17 protein-coding genes and 1 tRNA gene are annotated in these 26,682 nt (G+C 58.1%); 2 read left to right on the top strand and 16 right to left on the bottom strand.

From position 1 onward, the window contains the following. Window position 1: 1 nt before the first annotated feature. From VGM18_05230 to VGM18_05175, 12 genes are all read right to left on the bottom strand, one after another. Window positions 2-520, bottom strand: a complete 519-nt coding sequence (locus VGM18_05230) for an ATP-binding protein (GenBank protein HEY3972385.1) — start codon at window positions 518-520, stop codon at window positions 2-4. Window positions 521-581: 61 nt separating this feature from the next. Then, window positions 582-1,361, bottom strand: coding sequence for a DUF5715 family protein (locus VGM18_05225; protein HEY3972384.1), 780 nt, complete (start codon window positions 1,359-1,361; stop codon window positions 582-584). 329 nt (window positions 1,362-1,690) lie between these two features. Then, window positions 1,691-2,440, bottom strand: coding sequence for a succinate dehydrogenase iron-sulfur subunit (gene sdhB / locus VGM18_05220; protein ID HEY3972383.1), 750 nt, complete (start codon window positions 2,438-2,440; stop codon window positions 1,691-1,693). Between the two features lie 135 nt (window positions 2,441-2,575). After that, window positions 2,576-4,345, bottom strand: coding sequence for a succinate dehydrogenase flavoprotein subunit (gene sdhA, locus VGM18_05215; GenBank protein ID HEY3972382.1), 1,770 nt, complete (start codon window positions 4,343-4,345; stop codon window positions 2,576-2,578). Window positions 4,346-4,409: 64 nt separating this feature from the next. Next, window positions 4,410-5,165 (bottom strand): succinate dehydrogenase, encoded by a 756-nt coding sequence (locus VGM18_05210; protein HEY3972381.1) that lies wholly within the window; start codon window positions 5,163-5,165, stop codon window positions 4,410-4,412. 66 nt (window positions 5,166-5,231) lie between these two features. Then, window positions 5,232-5,363, bottom strand: coding sequence for a hypothetical protein (locus tag VGM18_05205; protein ID HEY3972380.1), 132 nt, complete (start codon window positions 5,361-5,363; stop codon window positions 5,232-5,234). Between the two features lie 18 nt (window positions 5,364-5,381). Continuing rightward, window positions 5,382-6,011, bottom strand: coding sequence for an RdgB/HAM1 family non-canonical purine NTP pyrophosphatase (gene rdgB / locus VGM18_05200; GenBank protein HEY3972379.1), 630 nt, complete (start codon window positions 6,009-6,011; stop codon window positions 5,382-5,384). A 52-nt stretch (window positions 6,012-6,063) separates the two neighbouring features. Next, window positions 6,064-7,677, bottom strand: coding sequence for a 6-pyruvoyl-tetrahydropterin synthase-related protein (locus tag VGM18_05195; GenBank protein ID HEY3972378.1), 1,614 nt, complete (start codon window positions 7,675-7,677; stop codon window positions 6,064-6,066). Window positions 7,678-8,154: 477 nt separating this feature from the next. Next, window positions 8,155-9,294: a PilZ domain-containing protein gene (locus VGM18_05190; protein HEY3972377.1), complete on the bottom strand. Its 1,140-nt coding sequence runs from the start codon at window positions 9,292-9,294 to the stop codon at window positions 8,155-8,157. A 75-nt stretch (window positions 9,295-9,369) separates the two neighbouring features. Then, on the bottom strand, window positions 9,370-9,636 hold the full coding sequence (locus VGM18_05185) for a hypothetical protein (GenBank protein HEY3972376.1): 267 nt from the start codon (window positions 9,634-9,636) through the stop codon (window positions 9,370-9,372). Between the two features lie 201 nt (window positions 9,637-9,837). Next, complete coding sequence (locus VGM18_05180; protein ID HEY3972375.1) at window positions 9,838-10,443, bottom strand: PEP-CTERM sorting domain-containing protein; 606 nt, start codon at window positions 10,441-10,443, stop codon at window positions 9,838-9,840. 264 nt (window positions 10,444-10,707) lie between these two features. Further along, window positions 10,708-11,679 carry a hypothetical protein gene (locus tag VGM18_05175; GenBank protein HEY3972374.1) on the bottom strand — a complete coding sequence of 324 codons (972 nt, stop codon included), beginning with the start codon at window positions 11,677-11,679 and terminating at the stop codon, window positions 10,708-10,710. A 265-nt stretch (window positions 11,680-11,944) separates the two neighbouring features. Here VGM18_05175 and VGM18_05170 point away from each other — a divergent pair, with 265 nt between their 5' ends. After that, the gene (locus VGM18_05170) at window positions 11,945-15,514 is read left to right on the top strand and encodes a TonB-dependent receptor (GenBank protein HEY3972373.1); all 3,570 of its coding nucleotides are present in this window, start codon (window positions 11,945-11,947) and stop codon (window positions 15,512-15,514) included. A 37-nt stretch (window positions 15,515-15,551) separates the two neighbouring features. On the opposite strand, the gene VGM18_05165 is transcribed toward VGM18_05170, so the two are convergent. The 3 genes from VGM18_05165 to VGM18_05155 form a co-directional block, all read right to left on the bottom strand. Further along, entirely contained in the window at window positions 15,552-21,929 is a 6,378-nt protein-coding gene (locus tag VGM18_05165; GenBank protein HEY3972372.1) for a protein kinase, read from the bottom strand. Window positions 21,930-22,283: 354 nt separating this feature from the next. Further along, window positions 22,284-22,360, bottom strand: a tRNA-Arg gene (locus VGM18_05160). 622 nt (window positions 22,361-22,982) lie between these two features. Next, on the bottom strand, window positions 22,983-23,210 hold the full coding sequence (locus VGM18_05155) for a hypothetical protein (protein ID HEY3972371.1): 228 nt from the start codon (window positions 23,208-23,210) through the stop codon (window positions 22,983-22,985). 214 nt (window positions 23,211-23,424) lie between these two features. On the opposite strand from VGM18_05155, the gene VGM18_05150 reads away from it, so the two are divergent. Continuing rightward, window positions 23,425-25,965: a heavy metal translocating P-type ATPase gene (locus VGM18_05150; protein HEY3972370.1), complete on the top strand. Its 2,541-nt coding sequence runs from the start codon at window positions 23,425-23,427 to the stop codon at window positions 25,963-25,965. 145 nt (window positions 25,966-26,110) lie between these two features. On the opposite strand, the gene VGM18_05145 is transcribed toward VGM18_05150, so the two are convergent. Further along, window positions 26,111-26,611, bottom strand: coding sequence for a TlpA disulfide reductase family protein (locus tag VGM18_05145; protein HEY3972369.1), 501 nt, complete (start codon window positions 26,609-26,611; stop codon window positions 26,111-26,113). Window positions 26,612-26,682 lie beyond the last annotated feature (71 nt).

Below are 26,682 nucleotides of genomic sequence, written 5' to 3'. Positions count from 1 at the left end.
ATCATCGGTCCAGGGCAGCAAGCGCAAGCTCTAGGCAGGCTTCCAAAGAAAGGTCTGTGTCGATCATCGTCTTTGTATGCACAATCGCTTCGAATCGCGCCTTCACTTCAAGATAAAGCTGCCAATCACGATTGCCCGCAACGTGCGCTCCGTCGTCCGCATCGGTCTCGATCCTACTCCGCGCCGTATCCTCCGAGCACACGCACTCAAGAATCCGCCACGGCTGCTGCATCGCGGCCGCCGCCGACAATACGTTTTCGATTTGATAACGCCCCGAAAACGGACGTCCATCGAGAAAAATCGTACGCCCCGGATTCCGCGCCAATAAATATCCCGCAGTTTCCAGCATGATCTGCATGCAGCAATCATCCTGCCGCGTCGAGTATTCGATCTCATCGGCAGCAAAGAGCGCGTGGCGAATCTCATCCTTGCTCACGACACGCCCTGACGTTCGCGCCGCCAGCTCACGCGCGAGTGTGCTTTTGCCGGTGCCGGGAAGTCCCGCCATCAATACAAGCATAAGAAAAGAATCGTAACGGATTTACCGCGAAGGAGGAATTTAGTGCTTGGCGCTGCCGCTGTTACTTCGTCTGACTATCCACGGCAACCTGCGCCGGCACGGAGTCGTTCTCCGGTCGCTCCAGATCATGGCGTTCGATCTCTCGACGCTCCAGCGGAACAATCGTCTGCGTCTCGCGCCAGTCGGAATAAAGCCCGCTCACCATGATGTGGAAGCACCAGTGGCGGCGCTCTTCTTCGGGTTCCACAAGTCCAAGCGCTTTCATGTAAAACAGATAGTGTTCCATCCAGTGAATCTGATCTTTACTCAAGCCGCGGCGTTGCAGGTCGACCGTCACGCCCGCGAGGTGCGACGATGCCGTGTCGCCGTCGGCCGGAGCGGCATTGCGGTTGTGACGGCGCAGCTTCTTCTGAACCTGCACGGTCCGCACTGCCGAGTTCACCTGAATCTGCTCATGGAAGCGGTTGTAGTAGGCCTGGCTCAGGTCATTCACAAAATCCAGGGTCCACGGACGGCAATAACGCCGCGTAGGATCGAGCCGCGGATCGAAGCGCAACATTTCCCCTGAGCGAATTTCGAGCAGGGAACCGTCCGCCTTCAGGGCCTCCAACTCAGTTTCATTCTGTATGCGCGGCAGATCGAGCCGATTGATCTCGGCATTCTGAATCAGCAAAGATTCGTGCGAAGGCCGGAACATAGGATTCCACCGCAGCCAGCGGAAATGCTTGTGATGCGCATTGGCGCGATGCACCGCGAAGGCGCTGCCCGACATCCCCGTGCAGACCACGGCCAGAAGCAAGAAGAATACGGCTGCGGATTGGAATCGAATGAAGCGTCTCAAGAAGTCTGCTTCCGTGTCGCTCGCCCAGCGCCCTCACAAGTTTGTGTCTGTGTGAGTAGCGGTTATTCTAAGCCATCGTGTCAACCGGTCCAATCAAAGACTACTGGCGGATCCTTACTTGAGTACCCAAAACGAGTAATCAAAACATCGCCGTCGAATGATTACCCAGTTCTTCGAGTGACAATCACCGACGGTTTGAGCGGCAAATGACGGGCCATTCCGCGGGTTTCACACCGACTGGCTATCTACCTGGCCAGCCGCAACTTGGCAGAATTTGGATGAGACTTCAGTCAGCCTGGTTGGGTAGTTTGTGCGAAAAACGACAAAATTCAGCGCCGCAAAAGGTCACTCAGCGCCTGCTTCATCACCTGCCCGCCCACCTCGGAGATGGACTTGGTCAGGGGAATATCCTTGGGACAAACCTCCACGCAGTTCTGCGCGTAGCCGCATTCCTGTATGCCGCCGTCGCCCATCAGTGCCGCCAGTCGCTCCCGTTCGAGCGCCTTGCCCGTCGGATGCGTATTGAAGAGCCGCACCTGCGCAATGGTCGCCGCGCCCACGAAGCCCGTGCTTTCATTAAATTGCGGACAAGCCTCCATGCAACAGCAACAGGAAATGCATCGCGAAATGGGATACGCGGCTTCCTGTTCCTCGGCCGTCATGCGTGGACCGGGGCCCAGATCGTAAGTACCGTCAATGGGCACCCAGGCCTTCACGGCTTTCAGATTTTCAAAAATCACGCTGCGATCCGTCGCCAGATCGCGCACCACCGGAAACTTCGAGAACGGCTCCAGCCGAATCGGCTGCTCGAGATTGTCAATCAGCGCCGAGCAAGCCATCCGCGCCTTGCCATTGATCAGCATGGCGCACGATCCGCACACTTCCTCCAGGCAATTCGAATCGTAAGTGATGGGCGTAGTCGCCTTCCCGTCGCGGGTGACCGGATCGGCAGCAATATCCATCAACGCCGAAATCACGTTCATGTTCGGCCGGTGGGGAAGGGAGAACTCCTCCCAATCCGACTTGGAAGTCGGAGTCGCCTGTCGCTTGATCTTTATGATGACGGATTTATCAGCCATTAGCTTCTAGCTCTTAGCTCCTAGCAAAAAAACTCTTGTCATTCTGAGCGAGGCGAAGAATCTATGCATTCTGCTGCCGCCAGCAAACTGCATGGATCCTTCGCTTTGTTCCAGGGTGACAACGTTTAGGGATTTTCAATACTTCCTCGCTCTTGGCGGAATCAGCGACACATCCACCGGTTCAAACTCGAACTTCGGCTCGTCCGCATCCGGCGCGAAATACGCCTTCGTCGTCTTCAGCCAATTCTTGTCGTCGCGCTCGGGAAAGTCCGGCTTGTAATGTGCGCCGCGCGATTCATCGCGCATGCCCGCGCCTTGCGCGATCACCCGCGCCAGTTGCAGCATGTTATAAAGCTGCCGCGCAAATACCACGGTCGTGTTCGCCCACATCGTGCGATCGCTTAGGTTGACCTTGCGATACCGTTCGAGCAGCTCGACCAGCTTCCCATCAGTCTGCTTCAAGGTTTTGTTATAGCGGATAACCGTGCAGTCCTTGGTCATCAACTCGCCCAGTTCGCGCCACAGCTTGACCGGATTCTCCGTCCCGTCATTCTTCATCAGCAGCGCGTTATTTTCTTCCTGCTTCTTCTTCTCGGCGTCGAAGCATCCGTTCCCGTCGGCCAGCGCTTGCAATCCCCGCGCATATTGCACAGCATTCGGCCCCGCAATTGCTCCGCCGAAGATGCACGACACCAGCGAATTCGCGCCCAGCCGGTTCGCGCCGTGATACTGATATTCGCATTCTCCCGCCGCAAAAATTCCGGCAACGTTGGTCGCCTGTTTGTAGTCGACCCAAAGTCCGCCCATGGTGTAATGCATGCCGGGAAAAATCTTCATCGGCGTATCGCGCGGATCGTCGCCCACAAACTTCTCGTAAATTTCGAGAATCCCTTCCAGCTTCTTGTCGAGAATCTTGCGGTCAATGTGCGTCAGGTCGAGATACACCATCGGCTTGCCGTCAATGCCGAGGTTGTACTCGAAGACAACTTTAAAAATGGCGCGGGTCGCAATATCGCGCGGCACCAGATTGCCGTACTTCGGATACCACTCTTCCAGGAAATACCATCGCTCTTTTTCCGGAATCGATTTCGGATCGCGTTTGTCCCCCGCCGCCTTCGGCACCCAGACGCGTCCGCCCTCGCCGCGAGCCGATTCCGACATCAACCGCAACTTATCCTCACCCGGAATGCACGTGGGATGAACCTGAATAAACTCACCGTTCGCGTAATAGCAGCCCTGCTGATAGAGCGCCGACTGCGCCGACCCCGTACATACAACTGAATTCGTAGATTTGCCGAAGATCGCTCCGTTGCCGCCGGTCGCAATAATGATCGCGTCGGCCGGGAACGTCCGCACCTCCATCGACCGCAAATCCATCGCGCAGACGCCGCGGCAGACGCGATTCCCGTCGAGCACCGCCGACAAAAATTCCCAGTGCTCGTACTTCTTCACCTTGCCTTCAGACTCATATCGCCGGACCTGCTCATCCAACGCATACAGCAACTGCTGGCCGGTCGTCGCGCCGGCGAAAGCTGTGCGGTTATACAAGGTCCCGCCGAAACGCCGAAAATCGAGCAGCCCTTCCGGCGTTCGATTAAATGGCACGCCCATGCGATCGAGCAGATCGATAATTCCTGGCGCGGCGTCGCACATATCTTTAATCGGAGGCTGGTTGCCCAGAAAATCTCCGCCGTAAACCGTGTCGTCAAAATGCTTCCACGTGGAATCGCCTTCGCCCTTCAGATTCTTGGCGGCATTAATTCCACCCTGCGCGCACACCGAGTGCGAACGCTTTACCGGCACGATCGAAAACAGGTCGACACTTGCGCCCATCTCCGCGATCTTGATCGTCGCGGACAGTCCCGCCAGCCCGCCACCCACCACGATAATTCTAGGAGTTGCCATTTTTATTTATGGTCCATCACTGCTCACGTGGCAACGGACGCATTTGTCCGTCCAGGCCGCCATTTCACCTACCGCCCCGCCTAATCGCCTCCGACGCCCCTCGCGGCTCAATCGATTGTTGCGCGTGCGACCGGAACGAAGTCAAGCTCGCCAGTCCCGCCGCTGTCAACACAAAGAAGAACACCAAACACGCTGTCAGCAGCCGCTTCTGCGCCTTGTCTCCGGAAACAATTCCCCACTTCGCCGAGAAAAGCCAGATGCCGTAAGCGAAGTGCCACGAAGCCGCGATCAGCCCGAGCACGTAAAACAAAAACAACGGCGTGTGCAACACCTCCAACTGCACCTTGCCAAACGACGCCATCGGATTATCATGCAGGTCGACGCCGGTAAACCGCATCGTATAGGTATGCCAAACGATGTAGGCGAAAGCGATTCCGCCCGTCCAGCGCTGGGCCGTGTACATCCAGTTGCCGCTCCACGGATACGCAATGGTGTTCCCATCTCCGCGGAACCAGATATAAAAACCATAGAGCCCATGAAACGCGATAGGCAGCCAGATCCCGAACAGCTCGAGAAAAAATACCAGCGGAAGATTGGCCAGAAAACTGACCTGCCGCGCATAAACCTCCGGCCCGTTGGCGCCGATGGCGGTCGAATTCGAAATCAGAATGTGCTCGAAAAGAAATGCGCCGACCGGAACAATCCCCGAAAGAGAATGCAGCCGGCGCAACACAAAGGATGATCCCTGGCCCGCGCGCAATGGAGCCACCCCGTGCGCCGCAACTGTGGTTCCTGCGGGGGTAGAACTGGCTGACGCCACAAACGCTCCTTATGAGTTCAACGATGAGAAAAGAACCCTGTATTATCGGGCGGCGAGAAAGTGAAGTCAAGGAAGCTGCGCGATTTCGCGATACGTACCACGCCGCAATCTATGAGTCTTGTCATCCTGAAGGAAGTCGTCGCGCGCAAAGCGAGCGACGATGCAGTCGAAAGATCCCTGCATCTGCTTAGCGGCCATTGGCGATGAGAGAAATTCTCACGTCGAACCATCATCCGTCTGTTCGCACCACTCTAAAAATCGCCGAAACGCCGCTCCGCGGTGGCTGTATTTTGCCTTCTCCTCCGCGCTCAGCTCCGCAAACGTCTTCTGAATCTGCGGAAAATAAAACAGCGGATCGTACCCGAACCCGCCCGTTCCTCGCGGAGCACCGAGAATAACGCCTTCCGCGGTTCCTCGAAAAGTGGCGAGCGTCTTGCCATCGCGCGCCGCCGCCAACACGCAGACGAAGCGTCCCGTACGTTTCGCGGGCGCCACATTCCGAAGCTCGCGCAGTACGCGCGCATTATTCGCCTCGTCGTCGGTGTTTTCTTCCGCTAAGTGAGGGAGATCGGCGGCATAGCGCGCCGAATGCACGCCCGGCGCTCCGTTCAACGCATCCACTTCGAGTCCGGAGTCGTCGGCTACTACGACCTCTCCCGCGGCGTGTCGGCTGTACTGCTCAGCCTTCTTGCGCGCGTTGTCTTCAAACGTGAGCCCATCCTCGACCACCAGCGGCAGGAAAGAGAAGCTGCGAATGCCTTCAATCTCGATTCCATGCGGCGTCGCGGCTCCGGCAAAGTCGCGCAGCTTACCCGGATTGGAAGTGGCAATCAGAATTCTTCGCATGGTAAGATCAAGAGCATAACCACAGAGGCCACAGAGCGCACAGAGGATTTACTCAGACGTTAACCTTCGAGCCCGCCGACTTTCGTATCCTTACTACCCAAACTCCCACAAACAGCGCGCTGAGAATCGAAATCCATCCTCCCACCGTCCGATCCCAAGTACGCGCGAAACTAATCTGTACGCGATTCATCCCCGCCTCGACCGGAACGAGCATCTGCCCCGCATCCGTTGCAGATGTTTCCACCTCCCGCCCATTCACCTCCACCCGCCACGCAGGATAAGCCAACAACTTCACCGCCAAATGATCGCGCGCCGACATCTCCGCTGTAAACATTCTCGATTCCGGGCTCCAGCGAGAGACATGAATCGCCCCATGCGCCGGCCCACTGACGGTAACGTTACGCGCGTCTTTATCGGCGTCCTCAGGGTGCGCCCCTGCGGGTGTGTACTCGTCGGTCCCTTCGTATCCCGCACCACTCGCCAGGTTGTCCTGCATCTCGTAAAGGTCGCCAGACTGGTCCCACCACGGTGCCTGCTCGCGGTGCCACACCAGGGCAAGAACTAGAAGCGAGATTGCGCAAACCCCCGCGCGCCACCACCAGCGCCGCAATCCAAAGGTTACGAAAATGGAGAAGATCAGGCTCAGGCACAACAGCCAGCGCCACGGAAACTGCATGAATTGCATCTTAGGAAGAATTTTCCACAGCACGACTGTCACCGGAAACATAAGCAGGCTGCACCCGATTGCCCAAACCAGCAGCATGTTCCAGACATCGCTTCTTGCTTCCCGCCAACCGTGTGCCGCCCATGCCGCGAAAAACACAATCGCAATTTCCCACACTGCCACCCACGAAATCAGATGGTTGAATGCATCGTGAGCGGCGTCCGGCGTATGAGCAAACAAAAAGCTATCTACTGGTCGAAATCCCACCGCAACCGCCTGCGCGATATTGATCCACTTCTGTTCGTAGATCGCCGGAACCAGATAGAAGGAAGCCAGGCACGCGCCAATCAAAACCGCAGCCGCTCCCATCACCACGGGACGAACCGAACGCTGTCGCCATGACAAGTAAACAAGCAGCAGGGCAGCCGAATAGTGAATCATCACCGCCGCCGGCGCATTCGTCAGCCACGCCGCCGCCAGCACCAGCCCCAGCCCCAGCGGCAAAATCGCGCGTCGCCTCTCGCGCACATTTTCATCGGCCAACTTCAGCGCAAACATCAGCAACAACGGCAGCAGGCAACTGGCCAGCAATTCGGCGAACGCGCTGCGCCAGTAAACAATCACCAGATGGTAAGGATTCACCGCATAAAGCACACCCGCGAAGATCGCATTGCGTGGGTCCAGCCATTGTCGGACCAGCATAAACATCGACATGCCCGCTGCCACCAGCGCGATCCAGATGTAAATATCGGACGCCACAATCCAGGGAAAGACTGCCGTGATCGCCGCTCCCAGCGTCCATGATGCCGGTGGATAGAACAAGAATCGCGGCTCGCCATACCCAAAGTTCGCCTGCGCGGCCCAACGTGGATACAAAATGCCCTGCTTCCATTGCGCGAGAACTTCGAGCCACGAGTAGAGATGAAACTCCACGTCGTGCCCCGACGGCGTGCCCAGAAAGAAGAAGGGAATCTCTACCGCAAATGCCGCTGTCCCGATCATAAGCAGCGGGGTCCATAGTAGTCGCTCACCAGGACGAGAATTTCCGGATGGTCGTGTCGAATTGTCGGTCGAACGATCTGCCGCCGTGCTCTTTTTCTCCAGACTTGTCTCTCCGGCCGCCCAACACAGTCTACCTTCAACCTACTTATTTAACGCAGGTTTAACATGGATGAAATCATTACGTAACCGGCTTGGACTACTGTAGTTGCAACGGGGTGGAACAGACACCGAACGTGGAAGGGGCCCGGGTCAATAGACGGGGTCCGGGTTCCTTCGATTTCGGAAGCCGCCACCGCAACAGCCTCCCGCTCTCCTCATGCTGTAATCCTCGAGTGCCCCGCCTACAAGTTCCTCCTTGAAGTTCAACTGCCCAGAACCCGCGCGGGAGGCTTTTTTGAACCGCAAAGCCAAAAAAGGCTGCCCAGTCGCCCACGGTGGGTGAGTGGCAGCCATAGTGTTTTTTTTGTATGGAAAAATCTAGACGGCCGCTTCTTCCGGACTGCGCTGATGCTGAAGCTCCGACAGAAAGGCTTCCTGCTGTAACGAAGAGCCCCGCCGCAGTAGCTCGAGAAGAGGATCTTCCATTTCGTCGGTGACCTCTTCCGACTTTTTCTCGCCCGATTCAAACTGAGCGATGTCCGCCACCAGCGCACGCGGAGAAATAATCAGTTGTAGCATGGTCGCCGGACAGTTGCGCAGAAAGTCGATCAGGCTGCCGACCTGGGCGCGCTGCTCCGGCGTCCGGGAAGGAAACTCTACTCCCATGCCATGTCCCGGATGCACCACACGCACCATGCCTTCGGTGTGAACTTCGTGCTCCTCGGCTTTCAGGCAAAGGTCGACCAATGCCCGCTCCGGAAACGGCGCGTCGGTTTGCACATAGCAACCACCCAGGCTCAGATCGGTCAACTTGCAGTGGGGGACGGTCTCGTCCGCGCTATTGCCGGCAGCGTTGGCTGCCGCCTGCAACCATGCCTTCAAAGCCGTCTGGGTCGTCTCCGCCACATCCAGGAAATGCACTCCAGTCTGGCCGTTGGGATTAGCCCATGCCACCTGCCCGTGCGCCTCCACTTCCAGTCCGGCATCCGGCAGTTGAAAGTGAAAGGCCAGCAGGGAACCCGCAACCTGCTGTTCCGCGGTCAATACGTCCATACCCGTTTCCGAAAGATCGAGAAGGATGCCATCCACTTTCCGCGTATCCGGCAGCGTAATTTCTACAGGCGCCTGCACTGGAATCCGGATCGCCCTGCGCCGCTCCCGGCTTAGTAGAGCCGCCGCTGCCCGCAGTCCGGCCTTCGCCGCATCCTCAGAGATAGGTTTGTAGACGACAAAGTGCGCCCCGTCGCTCAGAATCTCGCGCACCTTCGCCGTATCCGCCACTAAAGCAACGGTTAACGGGTCGGTGCCCAACTTCTGCGCCTGCTGCAACACGTCTTCCGCCATTTCAGGATTATCGAAATCGACGATCAGTGCTTCGAACTTCTGCGCCTGGATTCGAGCCAGCGTCGTCTCCGGATCGCTCGATCGGTCCATAATGACGCCGTAGCCGGACAAGACTCTGCCCAACACATCCGAGGCGCTATCGTCGGTCGAAACCAGTAATGCCTGAAGATTCATAGTTGCTTGGGTTCGCTGTTACTCAGATTCACGATTGTCAGCTTCACGATTCGTCAGCGTCGCTGCCCCGACCGTTTACGGCCAGCGAGGAGCTGTGGGCCGCGCCGCCTTCGACGCGGTAGCACTGCCGGAACCAGCTCCAGCCTTCGCCGACATCGCATCCCCTTGCAGGGCGGCATCGTCAACTTCGGCAAGAACTCCGTTGTCGTCATCGTCATTCTCGGCCAGCAGCGGAGCTACTTCGCGCAGCTTTTCTGCGGCCTGCTGGAGCATCTCGATCTGTTTGCCAAGTTGGGCGTATTTCGCCTGCTTTTGCCGCAGGACCTCATGAATATCTTTCATACAACCCCCTGTTGGCAATCTAAGAGGGCCTGCCGGGTGGGTCAACGGTAATCCCCTCGGCCAGATTACCGGGGTAATGGAAAGAAAACGGACAGCTCCCATCTCGGGATAAACAGGTAAGAAAGAACAAAGCAGATTAAGGACAAAGAAAAGCCCCGCCAGTCCTTGGCGGGGCTCGATTCAGGATCGTAAAGTTGGCAGTTATACCTTCAGTTTGCGGTGCAGCAGTCCAGCAAGACCGACCAACCCCGTGCCTAGAAGAGTCAGGCTACCCGGCTCGGGAACCACAATATTGGTGTCCCCGCTCGAGATCGTCGTTGAGCCGTCAAAAAAGCCCTTCCCGGTATTGATCGTCAACTGCACGGTCGCTCCGAAAACGCTACTTCCGTTGTACCAACTACCGCCGAGCGAACCCGACAGGGTGTAGTTATGGGTGCCGTTCGCCAACGTTACCAGCGTCCAAGTCACAGGCCCGTTAAACGTTCCTGTGAAGATCGCACTATTGGGAATTCCATTCATGCCGTTGCCGGTGATCACAAAACTTCCACCGCTTGCAAAGGTGCCGCCCATCTGTAGGCTGCCGGAGGTCAACGCTCCGGTAGAGAACGTCACTGTGCCTAAATCGCCTGTAACCAGGCCGAGACCATTGAGGCCATTGACGGCAATCAACTCTGAACCGCTAAGGCTTAACCCGGCGCTGCTGCCAGACAGGGTGCCACCACCGTTGGTGAAATCGACTGAACTGGCGGCGAAAGCGGCCATTGGCAGTGCCAGCATGAGCAAAGCCATCCACAGTATGCGCTTCATAAAACTCCTCCTGAATCGAATGCAACAGAGTTACAGACAAAACCCCATCTCACTCGGAGCACCCGGAGTGCCAAACTAGGAATCATTGTAACTCATTGCAGCATATATGGTTAGTTAATCTGCCGACTACTCCGGCGGTTCTTCAAGTGCAAACCGATGCACACATGAAACATCCTTTTGCGTCCCATCTGGTATCGGCTGCCGACGCTGGCTCAAGAGTGGAAGGGCAAAGAGGATTTCAGTACACCGCTCCGTCCGATCCCTTCATCCCGTCAGCGAAGGCAGTTTACCGGCCGACCCAAACAAGAAAATCGCTCCCACAACAATGCTGTACGCCGAAGTAAGTAGCGTGAAACCGCTCACGGCGTGTGCACGGAAGGCCGGCAGCAGGGAACCGAACGCCCGCGAAAGCCGCCCGCTCGAGGCCCCGTTCGTCGCCAGCCAGCCCAGCACCTTATCCATCGAGAACAAACCTGCCGCCATCCCGCACATCAATGTATTCATCAATACCAGCCCCAAAATAAACATCGTCAGGCCGAGCAACCCGGCGCCTGTCCCACCGAGATTCGCTGCCATCAAGAACAGCAGAATTTGCGTCGGTGTCTCCGCTCCCAGGCCATGAATTACTCCCACCACAAAGGTCGAACTCGTACCATAGCCGTCCTTAAATACTTCTGGAGCTTCCACGCGGGTACCGCCAAAAATGCGGCTCAACCGCCAGTAAACCCACAACGCCCCATTCATCAGCAGCGTGATGCGTGTGCGCGCCCGAGGATGCCCATGGCTGTGAGTCGACGGACGGAAGAACGTCCCCAGCACGTATAGCCCCAGCACCAGCAGAGTGATCCCGACCAGGCGCTCCGCCCAGCGATCGCTGGCCGCGGGCAAAGCAATTCGGAACATCACGGCAGCCGAGCCCAACAGGGCGACCGTGGTTGCATGTCCAGCCACGTACAGCAGCCCGTAGCGCATCGCGTCGCGGGCCCTCAGTTGCACGCTGCTGATATCGGTGATCGCCGCGATATGGTCGTAGTCTAGGCCGTGTCGGAAGCCCAGCACCGCCGCTGACAACAATGCCAGTCTTAAATTGGTTGGATTCAAATTGGCAGGATTCAGATTGGCGAGACTGAGGTCGGCAAAATCGAGATGGACGAGACCGAGATGGACGAGATCGAGATTGACGAAGTGCACCACGGAAGAATTTTTCGCGTTGCCCGGATCGGCCTGCTGGCGCACGCCGCAGCCTGCGCTAGCCCTGTTAGGCTAGCACACTCCCAGCTTTTCGCCTCGTGACTGGCATCTGTCAATTTCTAGAGTTGTGAATTTCTTTTGCGCCCTTCCACGAGATGCGAGCCCTGGCGCTGAGGATCTTGCTCAACCCGGGCTTGACTGCCATCCAGTTCTCAGGTTAATGTAATGCCCCCAATGCGCACATGCTCGATGTGCTCATTTCGTCCTCCTAGTCTGGGCCCCTACATCGCTAAGAAGCAAGGAGAGAATTATGAGACTCCCGTCCCTAACTGCGGTGCTATTGGTTGCAATGGTAGTCGCCACGGGCCCATTCACCTCAGCGCAAGCTGTCTACGGAAACGTTAAGGGTGCACTCACCGATCTCTCCGGAAAGCCGATCAGCGGCGCCAAAGTAACCATCACATCGGTTGGAAAAGGCACCAGATTTACCACGGTCACCGACAGTTCGGGATTTTACGCTTTGAACGACGTACCTCCTGACGAGTACAGTTTGAAAATTGAAGCGGGCGGATACAAAACCTTTCAAAATTCGCAAGTCACCGTGTACGCCGACAATTCGACCGGAGTAAATCCTAAACTTGTTCCGGGCAGTAAGTCTGACATCGTTACCGGGAGCGCGGCCGACGTTAGCGTATTGAAAATCGACCGAACCGACGTCGCGACCATCCTCGATCGCACGCAGATTGCAGACTTGCCGCTGCATGAACAGAACACGTCCAATCTCGAGGTACTCGCTCCCGGCGCGATTCCTGTGACCCAGGTCCTCTCCCGCGCGCAGAATCCGCAACAGGGCACATACATCAATGTCAATGGCCAACTTTTCAGCGGAACCGCTTACCAACTGGACGGCACCGACAACCGAGACCCCCTAGAAGGCATCGTGGTCATCAATCCGAATCAAGACGCGGTCGAGGAAATGAAGATCACCACCTCAAATTACAGTGCGGAATTCGGCGAAGCAACCGCCGGAGTCGTCACGGTTCAGACCAAGTCCGGGTCGAACTCGCTGCATGGCAGCCTCTTCGACTATAGCGAGTCTGCGGTGGGCGAAGCCTCAAGTCCATTTCTTTCTCCTCAGCTCAACAATCTCACGGTGAAGCGAAACCAGTTCGGCGCATCCCTGGGTGGACCCATCATTAAGGAACGCCTTTTTTTCTTTGGCGACTATCGCGGAGAACGTGGCGCTTCCGGCGCCACCACGCTTCTCAATGTGCCCACCCAAACCATGCACAATTCCTGTGATTCCAATGCGGCCCCCGGGACCTGCAACTTGTCCGATTACGGCGGCGGTACGAACCTGACCGCGAATCCGGCGACCGCCGCCTTGTTGACTCTCTTGCCGGAACCAAACGTCGGCTCGCAGCAGTACCGGACGAGCGGAACCGAAGGGCTGAACAGCGATACCTCCGATCTGCGGTTGGACTACAATCCCGCGCAGCGGTTGAAACTGTTTGCCCGCTACAGTTATGACATCTTCCGTCAGGACGGCGCACCCGCCTTTGGGATCGCCGGTGGCCCTGGCACAAATCCAGATAGCTTCGCCGGTCGCGCTCGCACCTACAACCAAAGCCTGGCCTCAGGATTCTCGTATTCGTTCAGTCCCAATCTGCTGACGGATTTTCGGTTTGGCTTCTTCCGCTATCACCTTAGCCTGGATGCCCTTGATTTCGGGACCTATCCCGTGCAAAGCGTTCTGCCCGATCTGAACGACTCACTCTACTCGTCGAACCTGCCCGACGTTCACGTTATCAGCACGGCGACTACGCCCAATTGGGAATTCGGTTACTCCTCGGCTCTGAATAACTGTAACTGTCCGCTGCGGGAGCGTGAACAGCAGCTTCAATTCGTAAACAATTGGACCCGACTGGCCGGGCGTCACACCATCCGCTGGGGCGGCGATTTCCGCTACATTCAGAATTTCCGTCTGGATAGCGCCAATAGCCGTTCAGGATACCTTGAGTTCGCCGGTCCTTCGGCTTTCGTCAGCGGCCAACTTGACTACTTCTCTCGCACCTACAGCGATCCTGCGAATCCGGTTTCGTTCAACGCCGCGGAACGCCAAAGGCGGGCTTTTTTCTACGGAGAGGATACTTGGCGGATCAATTCCCGTCTGACCGTCAACTACGGTTTACGATGGGAGATTTACTTCCCGCAATATGTGAATCAGGATGGAGCAGGAGGCTTCCTTCTGATTCACAACAATGCACTGCCGGGCATTAGCGCAGCAACCATTAACGTGGCCGGGACTTCGGGCGTAAATCTGCAAGGGAACGTCCAGAATACATATAAGAATTTCGGACCGCGAATCGGCTTCGCCTATCTCGCCGGGAGCAAAACCGTAATCCGTGCCGGCTTCGGACGCACCTTCGACGTCGGCTACAGCGGGTCTTTGTTCGGAATCGCCGCCACCCAGAACCCGCCCGTGTCCTCCCTCTTGATCAACCGCAACGGATGCTTTCTGGGGGCCACCGGAACCGGCCAGCCGTGCACGAACTTCTTTGCTCTCCCGACCTCAATATCGCGGCCAACCGCTTCCTTTACCGTACAAGATCTCTGCAATCAAACCAATCTCTTCGATTCCAACAATTGCGCCCTTACTTCCGCAACCGGAGCCGCACCCGAGTTCGCCACAGCTCTGAACGCCTTGCCGGCCACCCTGCGGGTCCCCACCGTGGACGCCTGGAACCTCACCGTGCAGCATCAACTGTCGCCCAACATGTATTTCGAGGTCGCCTACATTGGCAATAAGGGAACGCACGTTCTCACCGATCCCTCCGCGGGCACAGGCCCCATCAGTCTGGCTGCCGCGTCCTACTACAATCTGAACCAGGCAACCGTGCAGGGAGTGGTTCAGCCCAACGTCCTGACTGTAGGCTCTAACGGGACCACGCCGGCTGGCTTCTCGTGCAAGATCATCGCGTCCAATCCCAATTACTGCCTGGCGAAGGAATTTGAGCGTACCGCGCTCGCGCCTTGGAATCAGCCCGTCAACTATTTCGGCAACGATGCCTCCAATCACTACGAATCCCTGCAAGCGAAATTCAACAAGCGTTTCGCTGGTGGATATAGCATTCTCGCCAACTACATTTATTCCAAAGTGTTCGACTTCGACAGCAATTACTACGCCATTCAGCCGGCCATCGGCTACGGCCCGGGGACCTTCGACCGGCGCCACAATTTCACCATGGCCAACGTCTGGAACCTGCCCATTGGGCGCGGCCGCCCTTTTTTGCATGACATAGGTCGTGCCGCCGATGCGGCACTTGGCGGTTGGTCAATTCAAGCCCTTACCACCTGGTACAGCGGATTGCCTTTCACGCCGCAGTACTCGAACTGCCCCACCGACTTCAACGATCAGGGCGTCAATATCCCACCCTGTCGTCCCAACGAAGTAGGTCACGTCTCCATCACCGGCAACCGCCAGGACTACTACACGATTGCCAGCGGACCGCTGCCCTATTACCAGCAAACTGGAACGGATCCAACTGCAAGCTGTGGGCTCGATTCCAGCGGCAATCCCCAGCCCGGACAGGCCAGCGGTCCGTGGCAACGTCCCGGATGCGGGCAAATCGGAAACGCCGGCAGAAATTCGCTTCGCGGACCGCAATTCTTCCAGAGCGATCTTTCCATCATGAAAGATTTCGCTATTACCGAACGCGTCTCGTTGCGGCTGCGCGCTGACGCTTTCAACGCCTTCAACAAAGTAAATCTCGGTTTGCCGAATCCTGTGGTTGACGGCGGGAACGCAGGCTTGATTTCAACTACGGCTCCGGGAGCATTCCAGCGGCAACTACAGTTCTCCGCCAGAATTCAGTTCTAGGTAGCCACGTCAGGCTAAACGGGGCGCTCGCGCCGATTCACGGTCCGGCTTGAATCAGCCAGCGCCCATCTTTCTTAATCAACTGCCAGGTGAGCGGCGGGGTTTCATCGGAGCTTTGCGCTCCGCCCTTTTGTTTCCAGTCCACTTTTTGAGTGACTCTGACATTAGCTTGTTCGCCGTTTATGTTCGGCGCTTCATAGTTTAAGGTGACCTTTACCGAGGCGGTGTTCTTGAACTTGTTCTGGGTCGCCTTGCGCGATGCCCACTCTGGATAGATTCCTCTGAGAGCCTTCAAGTCGAGGCTCTCAAAGGCGGTTCGATACTGCTGCAACATTCCCAGGATGGCTTGGCGATCCTGTTCTTTTTTCCCCGCTTCTGCCGCCATCGATTCCGTCCGGCTTTTTGCCGCTGCCCCGGCCGGAGTATTCGGAAAGCGGGTGGAAAATGCTTTAAGTTCCGCTTCCGATGTGCTCCCGGCGACCAGTTTGTCCAACTTCGACTGCGCTTGCTGTGCATCTTTTCCTTTTGGGAAGCTGTTTAGAAATCCCTGAAGCGCAGCCATATCATTCGTAGACTCGACCTTCGCCCATTCCGGCCCTTCCGAGTCAATCACTTCCGTCGCCTTCGGCGGAGTCGCTGGAGGGTTTGGCTGCGTTGCGGACAGCGTTGCCGGAACGTTCGCTGCCGGCGAAACTACCCTGGCCGAGATCGTCGGACTCTCGCCTGTGCTTCCTTGACTTATAGATGCAGCCGCCGTTGCGGAATCATGTGAGGCCGGAACTCTCGCATTGCGATCCTGTCCGCCGGATTTCGTTGCGGTCGTTTGCCCACCATTCCGAGTTGAAACATTCCCGGTAGATGCTTCGCCTGGGGCAAGATTGATGGGCGCGAGATTCACGGAGAAATTCGGCGAGGCTCCACTCTTAACTTGAATCGTTTCGATAGCGCGCTTGTAGCCGGCGTGGTCTGCCATCACCCTATGCTCTCCTACCGACAATCGCCGCTGACAGGGAATCGGGCACGCCGAGCCATCGATCACCACCGTGCTGTCCTCCGGAGTGGGATTCACGCCGACCAGAACATCGGCGGGTCGGCTGGAAATTCGATACACGATCCCGATACTCGCCAACACCACAACCACCGCGGCGGCGATCAGCCAGATCTTCGGCGAAAAGCGCGGACTCGGGAGAACTTCTTCTGCCGCGCCCGGAACCACCGAAAATGCTCGCCCTTCCTCCGTCGGCGTCGCCTTCGCCAGATCGGTCTGCGCCTTCGCCGCAGGAAGCCGGCCCATAATGACCGTGGCCCCCAGTTCTTTCTCGGTTGTCTCAAGATGGGCGGGGGGCTCGAACACCGGCGTCTCAGCTTTCAGCTTTGCGGTTTCGACCTTGCGCCGCGGTCGTTTCGATTCTTCTTCCAGTCCGTCCAACCGCCGGATCTCCGACTCCAGACCCGGATATTCGGCATAGACCTGGCGCATGCGCTGAAGTTCCTTCGCGGCCCTTCCGTATTTCTGCGAGCCTTCCAGCGCGCGCGCTTTTTCCGCAATGGCTTCCACTTGGTCCCGGCGACTGCGTAGTGCAGCAAATCTTTTCTTGATCTCCTCGTTGCCCGGATTCTCTCGGAACGAGATCTCCGCCGCCCGAACTTGCGCCTCCGGATCGAAGCTCGCCGCTAAGTTATGGTCGAGAGCCTCGCAGGCGGCGCGCTTGGCGACCGCCGCGGCAAACACCTGGAACTCCGGGGTCTCCCGACACTTCTGCGTTTGCGTGGTCAGATAACGCGCTGCGTCCGCTCCTCCGCGCGTCTGTAGAATTCGCTGGCCTTCCTCGATTGCGCCTCGTACCGCCGCTTGAAACTGCTCCGCTTCGCGCCGGGCAACCTCCAGCACCCGCCGCTCCTCGAGTCGCTCCAGCCGCCGAATCTCCGACTCGAGATTGGGATACCCGGGATGAAGCTCACGCAATCGCTCCAGCTCTTTCGCGGCTTCACCGTATTGCTGCGAGCCTTCCAGCGTCCGCGCCTTCTGCGCAATCGCTTGAATCCGATCCCGTCGGCTGCGCGTTGCCGCCAGCTTCTTCTTTAAGTCCTCATTTCCCGGATTTTCTCGAACCACCGTTTCCGCCATCCGGACCTGTGCCTCCGGATCGGGCTGGCGCAAAAGTTCCTGCTCCAGCGCAGCGCTGGCGACGCTTTGCGCAACTACTTCCGCGAGTCCACTGAACTCCACCACCTCGCGATAGCTTGCCGGCTGCGCGCTCAAATATCGGGCCGCCTCCAATGCTCCCTGTTTTTGTAGGATACTTTTGCCTTCATCCACCACCGCGCGCACGCTCGCCTCGAATCGCTTGGCCGCCCGCCGTGCTTCCTCCGCCCGCTGCTGTTCGTCCAGCCGCTCCAGTCGCTGGATTTCCGAATCGATATTGCGATATTGAGGATAAAGCTGCCGCAGCCGCTGCAACTCCTTCGCGCCATCTCCATATCGCCACGACTCTTCCAGAGCGCGAACTTTTTCTGCAATTGCATTGATCTGCTCCTCGCGGTCGCGCAGCGCTGCCAGTCTTTTTCTGATCTCCTCATTTCCCGGACTCTCGCGCAGCGCCCCTTCGGCTAAACGAATCTGCGCTTCGGGGTCGGTATTGCCCGCCAGATCGCGGTCGAGCGCTTCCCAGGCCGCGCGCCTGGCTACTATTTCGGCCAATCCCCGCAACTCCGGCGTCTCGCGGTATTTTGCCGCTTGCGTTCGCAAGTATGTTTCAGCCTCGGCGACTCCGCGCTCTTGCAGAATGCGCTGGCCTTCTTGCGCCGCGCTTCGCACCGCCGCTTGAAATTCCTCCGCTTCGCGCCGGGCAACTTCCAGCGCCCGCTGCTCTTCGAGCCGTTCCAGCCGACGAATCTCCAATTCAAGATTGGGATACTGCGGAAGAATCTGGCGCACCTGCTCCAGTTGCTTCGCGGCTTCGCTATATTGCCGCGAGGCTTCCAGTTTGCCCGCTTTCTCTGTGATCGCCCGAATCCGATATCGCCGGCTCCGCGCCGCCGTGAGGATCGCCTGAATCGCCTCGTTCCCTGGATTTTCTCCGAGCGCCGCCTCCGCCGCACGAACCTGCGACTCCGGATCAGGCTTGCGCAACAATTCCTGTTCCAGAGCTTCGCTGGCCATCCGAGCCGCCACAATTTCTGCCAGCGTCCGAAATTCCGTCACCTCGCGATATCTCGCCGGCTGCGCCGCCAGATGCCGCCCCGCCTCTACAGCTCCCTCTCCCTCGAGAATCCCCCTGGCTTCCTCGATCGCCTTGCGCACGCCCAACTGGAAGAGATCTAGTTCGCGCCGCGCCTCCTCCGCCCGCCTTTGCTCTTCGAGTCGCCCGAGCCGGGCAATTTCGGAATCGATATTGGGATATTGAGCATGAATCTGTCGCAGCTGTTCTAGTTCTCCCGCGGCGTCCCCATAGTGCCCAGCCTCTTCCAGCGTCCGGGCCTTGGCGGCAATCGCATTGATTCGATCCTTGCGGCTGCGCAGCGTCGCCAGTTTTTTCTTGATTTCTTCGTTCGCCGGGCTCTGGCGCAGTGCCGCCTCGGCTAAACGAATCTGCTCATCCGCGTCCGTTTTACCGGCAAGGTCGCGGTCCAGCGCCTCCCAAGCGGCGCGCCTGAGCACCATCTCAGAAAAAGTCTTAAAGTCCGGCGTCTCCTGGTACCGTACCGGTTGCGCCCCCAGATATTTCGTCGCTTCCGCAACGCCTTGCCTATGCAGGATTCGCGTGCCTTCTTCAATTGCAGTCTGCACGGCCAGACGAAACTGCTCTTGCTGCCGCCGCACGCTGTCCAGCACCCGCTGTTCTTCCAGACGCTCCAACCGCCGAATCTCCGACTCCAGCCCGGGATACTGTGAGTACAGCTGCCGCAATGACTGCAACTGTTTCGCGGCTTCGGTGTATTCTCCTGAGCTCTCCAGCGCACGCGCTTTTCCTGCAAGCGCGGCGATCTGCTCCTTGCGGCTGCGCACCGTGACCAGCCGCTTCTTGATCTCCTCATTGCCTGGATTGGCACGCAGCGCCGCCTCGGCCAGTCGAACTTGCGAATCCGGATCTGTCTTGCCCATCAACTCCTGATCCAACGCCTCCCAGGCCACGCGATGCGCAACCACTTCCGCCAGCGCGCGGAAAGCGGTGATCTCGCGATATTTCGCCGGCTGCACCGCCAGATGTCGAGCCGCTTCCGTCGCGCCCTGCGTCTCGAGGATTCGTTTGCCTTCCTCGATCGCTCGCTGCAATCCCGCTCGGAATTGTTCCCGCTGCTCCCGCGCCTGCTCCAGCAAATCGAAAAGGCGGGCATCGGAAAGCTCCAGCGTCCTGTCCTCGAGAAACTGCACCGCCTGTTCCGCGTTGCCCTGACTCAGAAGTTGATGGGCCCGCTCCAGCGCGTGCCGCACCGCTTTCGCCGTGGACGCTTTGGCCCGCACGCGGTTCAGCAGTAAGTCAACTTCTTCTGAGCCCGAAAAATCTCGTTGCGCGCTCTCCAAAATCCGCAGCGCATGGTCGAACTGTTCAGCTACGACCAACTCCTGCGCGTGCTCCAGCAATTGGCGCTTTCGCTCCTCCGCCTCCTCCGCCTCCAGCCGATCTTTGACAATGCCTCGCAACCTCTCCAGTTGCGCGTCCCCCGGAATCGTACGCAGCGCATTTTCAATCGCCGACAACGCCTCGCCCGATCTCCCGGATTCCAGCAGTCCATTCGCGGCGAGAAATTGATCGCGTGCATACGCTTTCATCTGCGCCCGCTGCTGCTGCGTCTCTGCCAGTGCCTTCAGCCGCGACAATCCCTGTTCGCGCGGATAGCGTTGCAATCCTTCACTTGCTACGGCGACGGCTGCGGCATAGTCCTCGCGGTTCAGCGCCTCCTCGATCTCGCGAGTAAACCTTTCCATTTCCTGCTTGCGGAGTTGTTCTTCGCGCGCGGCGCTGACCACTTTCATCAGCGAATACAACTCCACCGACGCCGGGTCCATCTGCTCCGCTTCTTTCAGCATTTGGAATGCGGCCGTCAAATTCCGCGCCGAGATCTGGTCCCTCGCATTGTCAAACAGCATTCGCAGCCGCTGCTGCCGATCCTGTTCCTCCACCTGTTTCAGAATCACCATTTGGAGCGCTTTCGCAGACGTCTCCGTCGGATCGATCTCCAGCGCTTCCCGAACCGCCAGCTTCGCTTCTTCCAGATCGCTTGCCCGGTGCGCTTCTTCCGCCCGCCGCAGCGCCAGCTTGAACCGCATCGCCCGCGACTTCGCTTCCTGAATCGCGGCTCGAAGTTTGATCAGATCCTTATTGGTTTCGTCGATGGCTACGGCCTGCTCAATCGTCCGCAACGCTTCGTCGTAGCGCCGCTCCAGAAACGCCTCGTCCGCCTGCATCCGCAACTGGCGAACCTGATCGACTTTCTTCTGCTCGCGAATCCGCAGCTGCACATGACTCAGCAACTGGTGCGCGGGAGTATGGTTCTTATCGACCTTCAGCACCTGCCGCAGGCAGTCTTCGGCCTTGCTCCACTCCGTCCTCTGCATCGCCAGGTCGGCCCGCTTCATCCAGGCGGCGACTTCTTCGTGCTTCTCCCGCTCCATCACCGCCATCAGATCGAACGAGAGATCGCGCGCGCTGGTATAGCGCTGGTCGCGGTTCTTGGCCAGAACTTTGCGCAGAATCTCATCTAACTCCGCCGGATAATCTTGCAGGTAGGAACTCAGCGGCGCCGGGTCTTCATGGATAATTCGATACATTACGGCCGCCTCGCCGCCCGACGCCTGGAACGGAAGGGTGCCCGTCAGCATTTGATACAAAACCACCCCGGTGGAAAAAATATCAGTTCGCCGGTCCAGCGGCTGACTTTGAAACTGCTCCGGCGACATATAGTGCAGGCTGCCCACAACCTCGGTGTGGCTGGCGCCGGTATCCCCGATGCGCGCGATCCCAAAATCCACGATCTTCACGTTGCCGTCTTCCAGCAACATGATGTTGCCCGGCTTGATGTCGCGATGAATAATGCCGCGGTCGTGCGCATAGTTCAGCCCGTTGCACACATCCACGCAAATGCTGAGTTTGGTCGCCAGGCTTAGCTTCCGCCCCGAGGAGAGCGCGGCATCCAGACTCATCCCCTCCAGATACTCCATCACCAGGTAAGGGCTTCCGTCCTGATCGCCAAATTCGTAGATGGTGACGATATTCTGGTGCTGTAAGCTGCCGGTCGACCGCGCCTCCCGGTCGAATCTCGCCAGCAGTCCCGGGGTGGCCCCCAGGATCATCTTGATCGCAACGTGCCGCTCCAGCTTCGGATCCAGCGCCTCGTACACCACGCCCATGCCCCCGCGCCCGATCAGGCGCAGGATGTCGTATTTCCCGATCTTTGCCGGCTGATTCGACAAGTCTCAATCCTGGGCACTGTTGCTGATTTGCTTAAGATGGGTTTACTCAAGACCGGTGCGCTTTCAACACTGGCACGCCCCAAGACTGATCCGGACAAGACTGATGGACCAGGAATGCCGTGGCCCACAGTGGTGCGCGCCAACAACTGATGAATGCCCCAGAAAAACTCATCTCCGCGCAAAACTGCCCACGATTCTAAGTTCTTTGCCCCCCCCAAGTAAATAGCACTGTAGCGGCGTCTTCGTGAGGGTTAAGCGCTCCAGGATTAGGCGGCCGTGAGTCTTCACAAGAGCCACGCATGTGATAAAAACGATGGCGATCTGCGGGAAAGAATAGGACCGCTGCCAACGAAATGGTGCGCCCTGAGAGATTCGAACTCCCGACCTTCTGGTTCGTAGCCAGACGCTCTATCCAGCTGAGCTAAGGGCGCAGACTCTCGCGGAAGAAAACTGCATCTCGATTATAACGAAGTTTCTCCGGCCTGAAAACGACGACCTGAAGGCGAAACTGCCCTTCGCGTTCCGCTTCAAACTTCGCGTCTATAACATTTCTCGGCGACTTTGCGGTTCGAGGTTTTCTTGGTGGATACCCGGAGCCCCGACCGGAGCCTCTTTACGCGCCCTCGGTGATGGCTGGCCATAAGGGAAAAAGCATCCGGAAAGCGCAGATTGAGAAAAAGAAAAACTCTTTTCAACAGCCCCTGCTATGGCCCCTTTGTTGCCTTCATCGCCCGAAGTAATTCTTTCCCGCGGCCAAGCAATTCCTACAGGGGGCAAACACCTTATACACTCTTATTTTGAATAGTTTACGGATGGCATGTCGCTTGCACTATACAAAGCCAGACGAAGTGGCGCGCAACGGGGTGCTCAGAGAATAACTTCGGCCAGAGGTTCTCTGTGAGCACCCCTTGCTTTTTCTTCGGCAGGGACTCCCTCCCTTATTTATCTCTCCTCCAAAGTCTGTCATTGTGAGCGCAGAAAAATAATGACGCGCCTTTTAGCGCGCCATTTTGCGAAAGCGCGAAACCCCCTTTGCGCAGTCAGAGTTGGTCGCTAGGCCAGCACCACCGGTTCTCGCACATCGATCCCCGCATTCCGCAACAACTTTGCCACCGCGTCCTGTTTTAGCCGCGATGCGTCAAACTCCACGCGCACCGTGCGCTCCTTCGCGTTGAATTGCACTCGCCGGATGCCATATACCTCCCGCATCGCGTCAATCGCCCGCATTTCATTCTCCCCCGGAATCGCCCCGTAGTTGAAAACTACTTCCAGATAAGTCATGCCGTTGCACCTTTGAGTATGATGTTGCAGAAGTCCCGGCCCATCCGCCGGCTGAATCCAATATAGTGCATCGCCAATCCAACAACACAGGTGATCGCTCGCCGCCGCGCAACGGCGGCATGGCATAGCCCGGCTCGGCAGTGCCGGTATGAACGAAAATTAGCAATCGAGTCCCGTATGGGACGGCACTGATTTCGCGCTGTACCTTGAACGCTTGACCTCCACGAACCCATCCCCGGCTCTCGAACGAGACCCCGTCTGCGGAATGAGCGTGAATCCCGCCACGGCCAAGCACTTCCACGAACACGCCGGGGAAAAATATTACTTTTGCTGCGCCAGCTGCGCGGAAAAATTCAAGACCAATCCCGCCGCATACCTGAACAATCCCGCGTCCAACTTGGTGATGCTCGGCATGCCGGCGAAGCCCGCCCATTCGCATGCCGCGAAAATCGCGCCAACGTCCGAGGTCCGAGGTCCGAGGTCTGACGTCCGATCTTCGGACGGAAGCCCGCCCGCCTACGTCTGCCCCATGTGCCCCGAGGTCCGTGAGCCGAAGCCCGGAGCCTGCCCCTCTTGCGGCATGGCCCTGGAGCCCGACGTCCCTGTCGCCTCCACGCGCACCGAATACACCTGCCCCATGCACCCTGAAATCGTGCGCCCCGGCCCCGGTTCCTGCCCCATCTGCGGCATGGCTCTCGAGCCTCGCACCATCACAGCGGCGCCAGAAGAAAATCCCGAACTCGTCGACATGACGCGGCGTTTCTGGATCGGCGTCGTGCTCACGACACCGCTACTCGCGATCGCGATGGGAAGCATGCTTTGGCCTCAGCTTCTCAACGACCTCAACTTCATCTCGATCGTGAACGCCAAGCTAGGCCAGCCTTGGCTGAGTCTGCCCTGGCTTGAATTGGTCCTTGCCACTCCGGTCGTCCTCTGGTGCGGCCTGCCATTCTTCCAGCGCTTCTGGACTTCGCTTGTGAACCGCAGCCCGAACATGTTTACCCTGATCGGCCTGGGCAGCGGAGTCGCCTATGTGTACAGCGTAGTAGCGATCCTCGCGCCGCAGATTTTTCCCGCGTCACTCCGCGGCATGGGCGGATACCCCGACGTCTATTTCGAAGCCGCCGCCGCCATCACCACGCTTGTTCTGCTCGGCCAGGTCATGGAACTTCGCGCCCGCAGCCGCACCAGCGCCGCCATCCGCGCCCTGCTCGACCTCAGCCCAAAAACAGCGCGTTTGGTCGGTCCCGACGGCGCTGAAAAAGATGTTTCTTTAGAAACAGTCCGGCCCGGCGACCGCCTCCGCGTCCGCCCAGGAGAGAAAATTCCCGTCGACGGCACCGTCCTCGAAGGCCGCAGCTCCGTCGACGAATCCATGATCACGGGCGAATCCATCCCCGTCGAGAAAGAGCCGGGCAGCAAAGCCATCGGGGCGACGATCAACTCAGCCGGATCGTTCGTCATGCAAGCCGAACGAGTCGGCTCTGAAACCTTGCTCGCGCGCATCGTGCAACTTGTAGGCCAGGCCCAGCGCAGCCGCGCTCCCATCCAGCAATTAGCTGATCGCGTTGCCGTCTGGTTCGTGCCGACTGTGGTCGCCGTCGCCGCCGTCACATTCCTCGTGTGGTTCTTCTTCGGCCCGCAACCACGGCTCGCGCATGCGCTCGTAAACGCGGTCGCAGTCCTGATCATCGCCTGCCCCTGCGCCCTCGGCCTCGCCACGCCTATGGCCATCATGGTCGGCACCGGACGCGGCGCCCACGCCGGTGTCCTGATCAAAAACGCCGAAGCCTTGGAAACGTTAGAGAAAGTTGACACGCTCGTCGTCGATAAAACCGGCACGCTCACCGAAGGCAAGCCGCGCGTCATAAGCATGCCCGATTCTGTGGTGAATGATCCGGAGATTCTTCGCCTCGCCGCCAGCCTCGAACAAGCCAGTGAACATCCGCTGGGCAGCGCCATCGTGGCGGCTGCAGCTGAGCGCGGAATGCAACTTTCGCAGCCGCAGGAGTTTCGCTCGATAACGGGGAAGGGAATCACTGGCATCGTCGACGGCCGCCGCGTCGCCATCGGCACGATGGCCCTGATGACCGAAGTCGGAGCACAGCAAAAAGGCGTTCTGATTGTGGGCGCCGGGCCTGGCAGCACGGTTCTCTTCATCGCCATTGACGGCAAATACGTCGGTAACTTCGGAGTAGCTGATCAGCTGAAGGGTTCTACGCCTTCCGCGCTGCACGATCTCAAAGCCGCGGGCCTTCGCATCGTGATGCTCACCGGCGACAACAAATCCGTTGCCGAAACGATTGCCTCACGGCTCGGCATCGATGAATTCGAAGCCGAAGTCCTACCGGAACGAAAACTAGAGATCATCCGCAAACTTCAGCAGCAGGGAAGAGTCGTCGCCATGGCTGGAGACGGCATCAACGACGCTCCCGCTCTCGTTCAAGCCAACGTGGGCGTCGCCATGGGCACCGGCACCGACGTGGCCATGGAAAGCGGCGGCATCACGCTCGTCAAAGGCGACCTCACCGGAATCCTCCGCGCCCGCAAACTCAGCCAGGCGACGATGCGCAACATTCGCCAGAATCTTTTCTTCGCCTTTATCTATAACGCCCTCGGAGTGCCGCTTGCGGCGGGCGTCCTCTACCCATTCTTCGGCATCCTGCTCAGCCCCATCTTCGCCGCCGCTGCCATGAGCTTCAGCTCCGTCAGCGTAATCGCCAACGCCCTCCGCCTGCGAAATGCAAAACTGTAGCGTGTAGGACGGACACTCCTGTCCGTCGCCTTTGATGTTGATGTTGACTCTTTCAAATCCTGCTTCATCATAGGGCGCGGCTTCTAGCCGCGGTGAAAAACCGTGCACAACCAATCAGCGCCTTAAGGCGCTGGAACTCCAGCCGCTACAACTTGCCCAGAAAATCCGTAATCTCCGGCTCCGTCCAATCCACCGCCCCAATAAACTTACGTCGCATTACGCCGTTGCGGTCGATGATGTACGTCTCCGGAAATAATCTCGTGCCAAACAGCTGATTACTCTTCCCACTCGGATCCCGCACAGTCAGCAGATTCACGTTGTGATCTTTAACAAACTGTCGATACTTGCCCTCATCCACATCCACACTGACCGCGAGTACAGTCACGCCTTTCGCCTTCATGCGCCGCTGCATCTCCATCAGCGACGGCAGTTCCTCGATGCACGGTGGACACCACGTCGCCCAGAAATTCAGCACTACCACCTGTCCGCGAAACTGGCTCAACGTGACTTTATTCGTCGCATCCTGAACCGTTAACTCCGGCGCGTTCGACCCAATCCGGGGCGGCCGCGATCCGCTGTAACACGCCGAAAGCGTGAACAAAAGGCATGCCGCTAAAGCAGTTTGGAAATGAGCAGGGCGTCGCACACAGCTATAATAATGGATTCGTGGTTCTTGGGAAGAGCGGTTCTTGGAAGAGCGGTTCTTGGAGGCGTGGA

Source organism: Candidatus Sulfotelmatobacter sp. (assembly GCA_036500765.1).
In the GTDB taxonomy this organism is placed as follows: Bacteria; Acidobacteriota; Terriglobia; order Terriglobales; family Acidobacteriaceae; genus Sulfotelmatobacter.
This window is presented reverse-complemented; position numbering and strand designations above follow the sequence as displayed.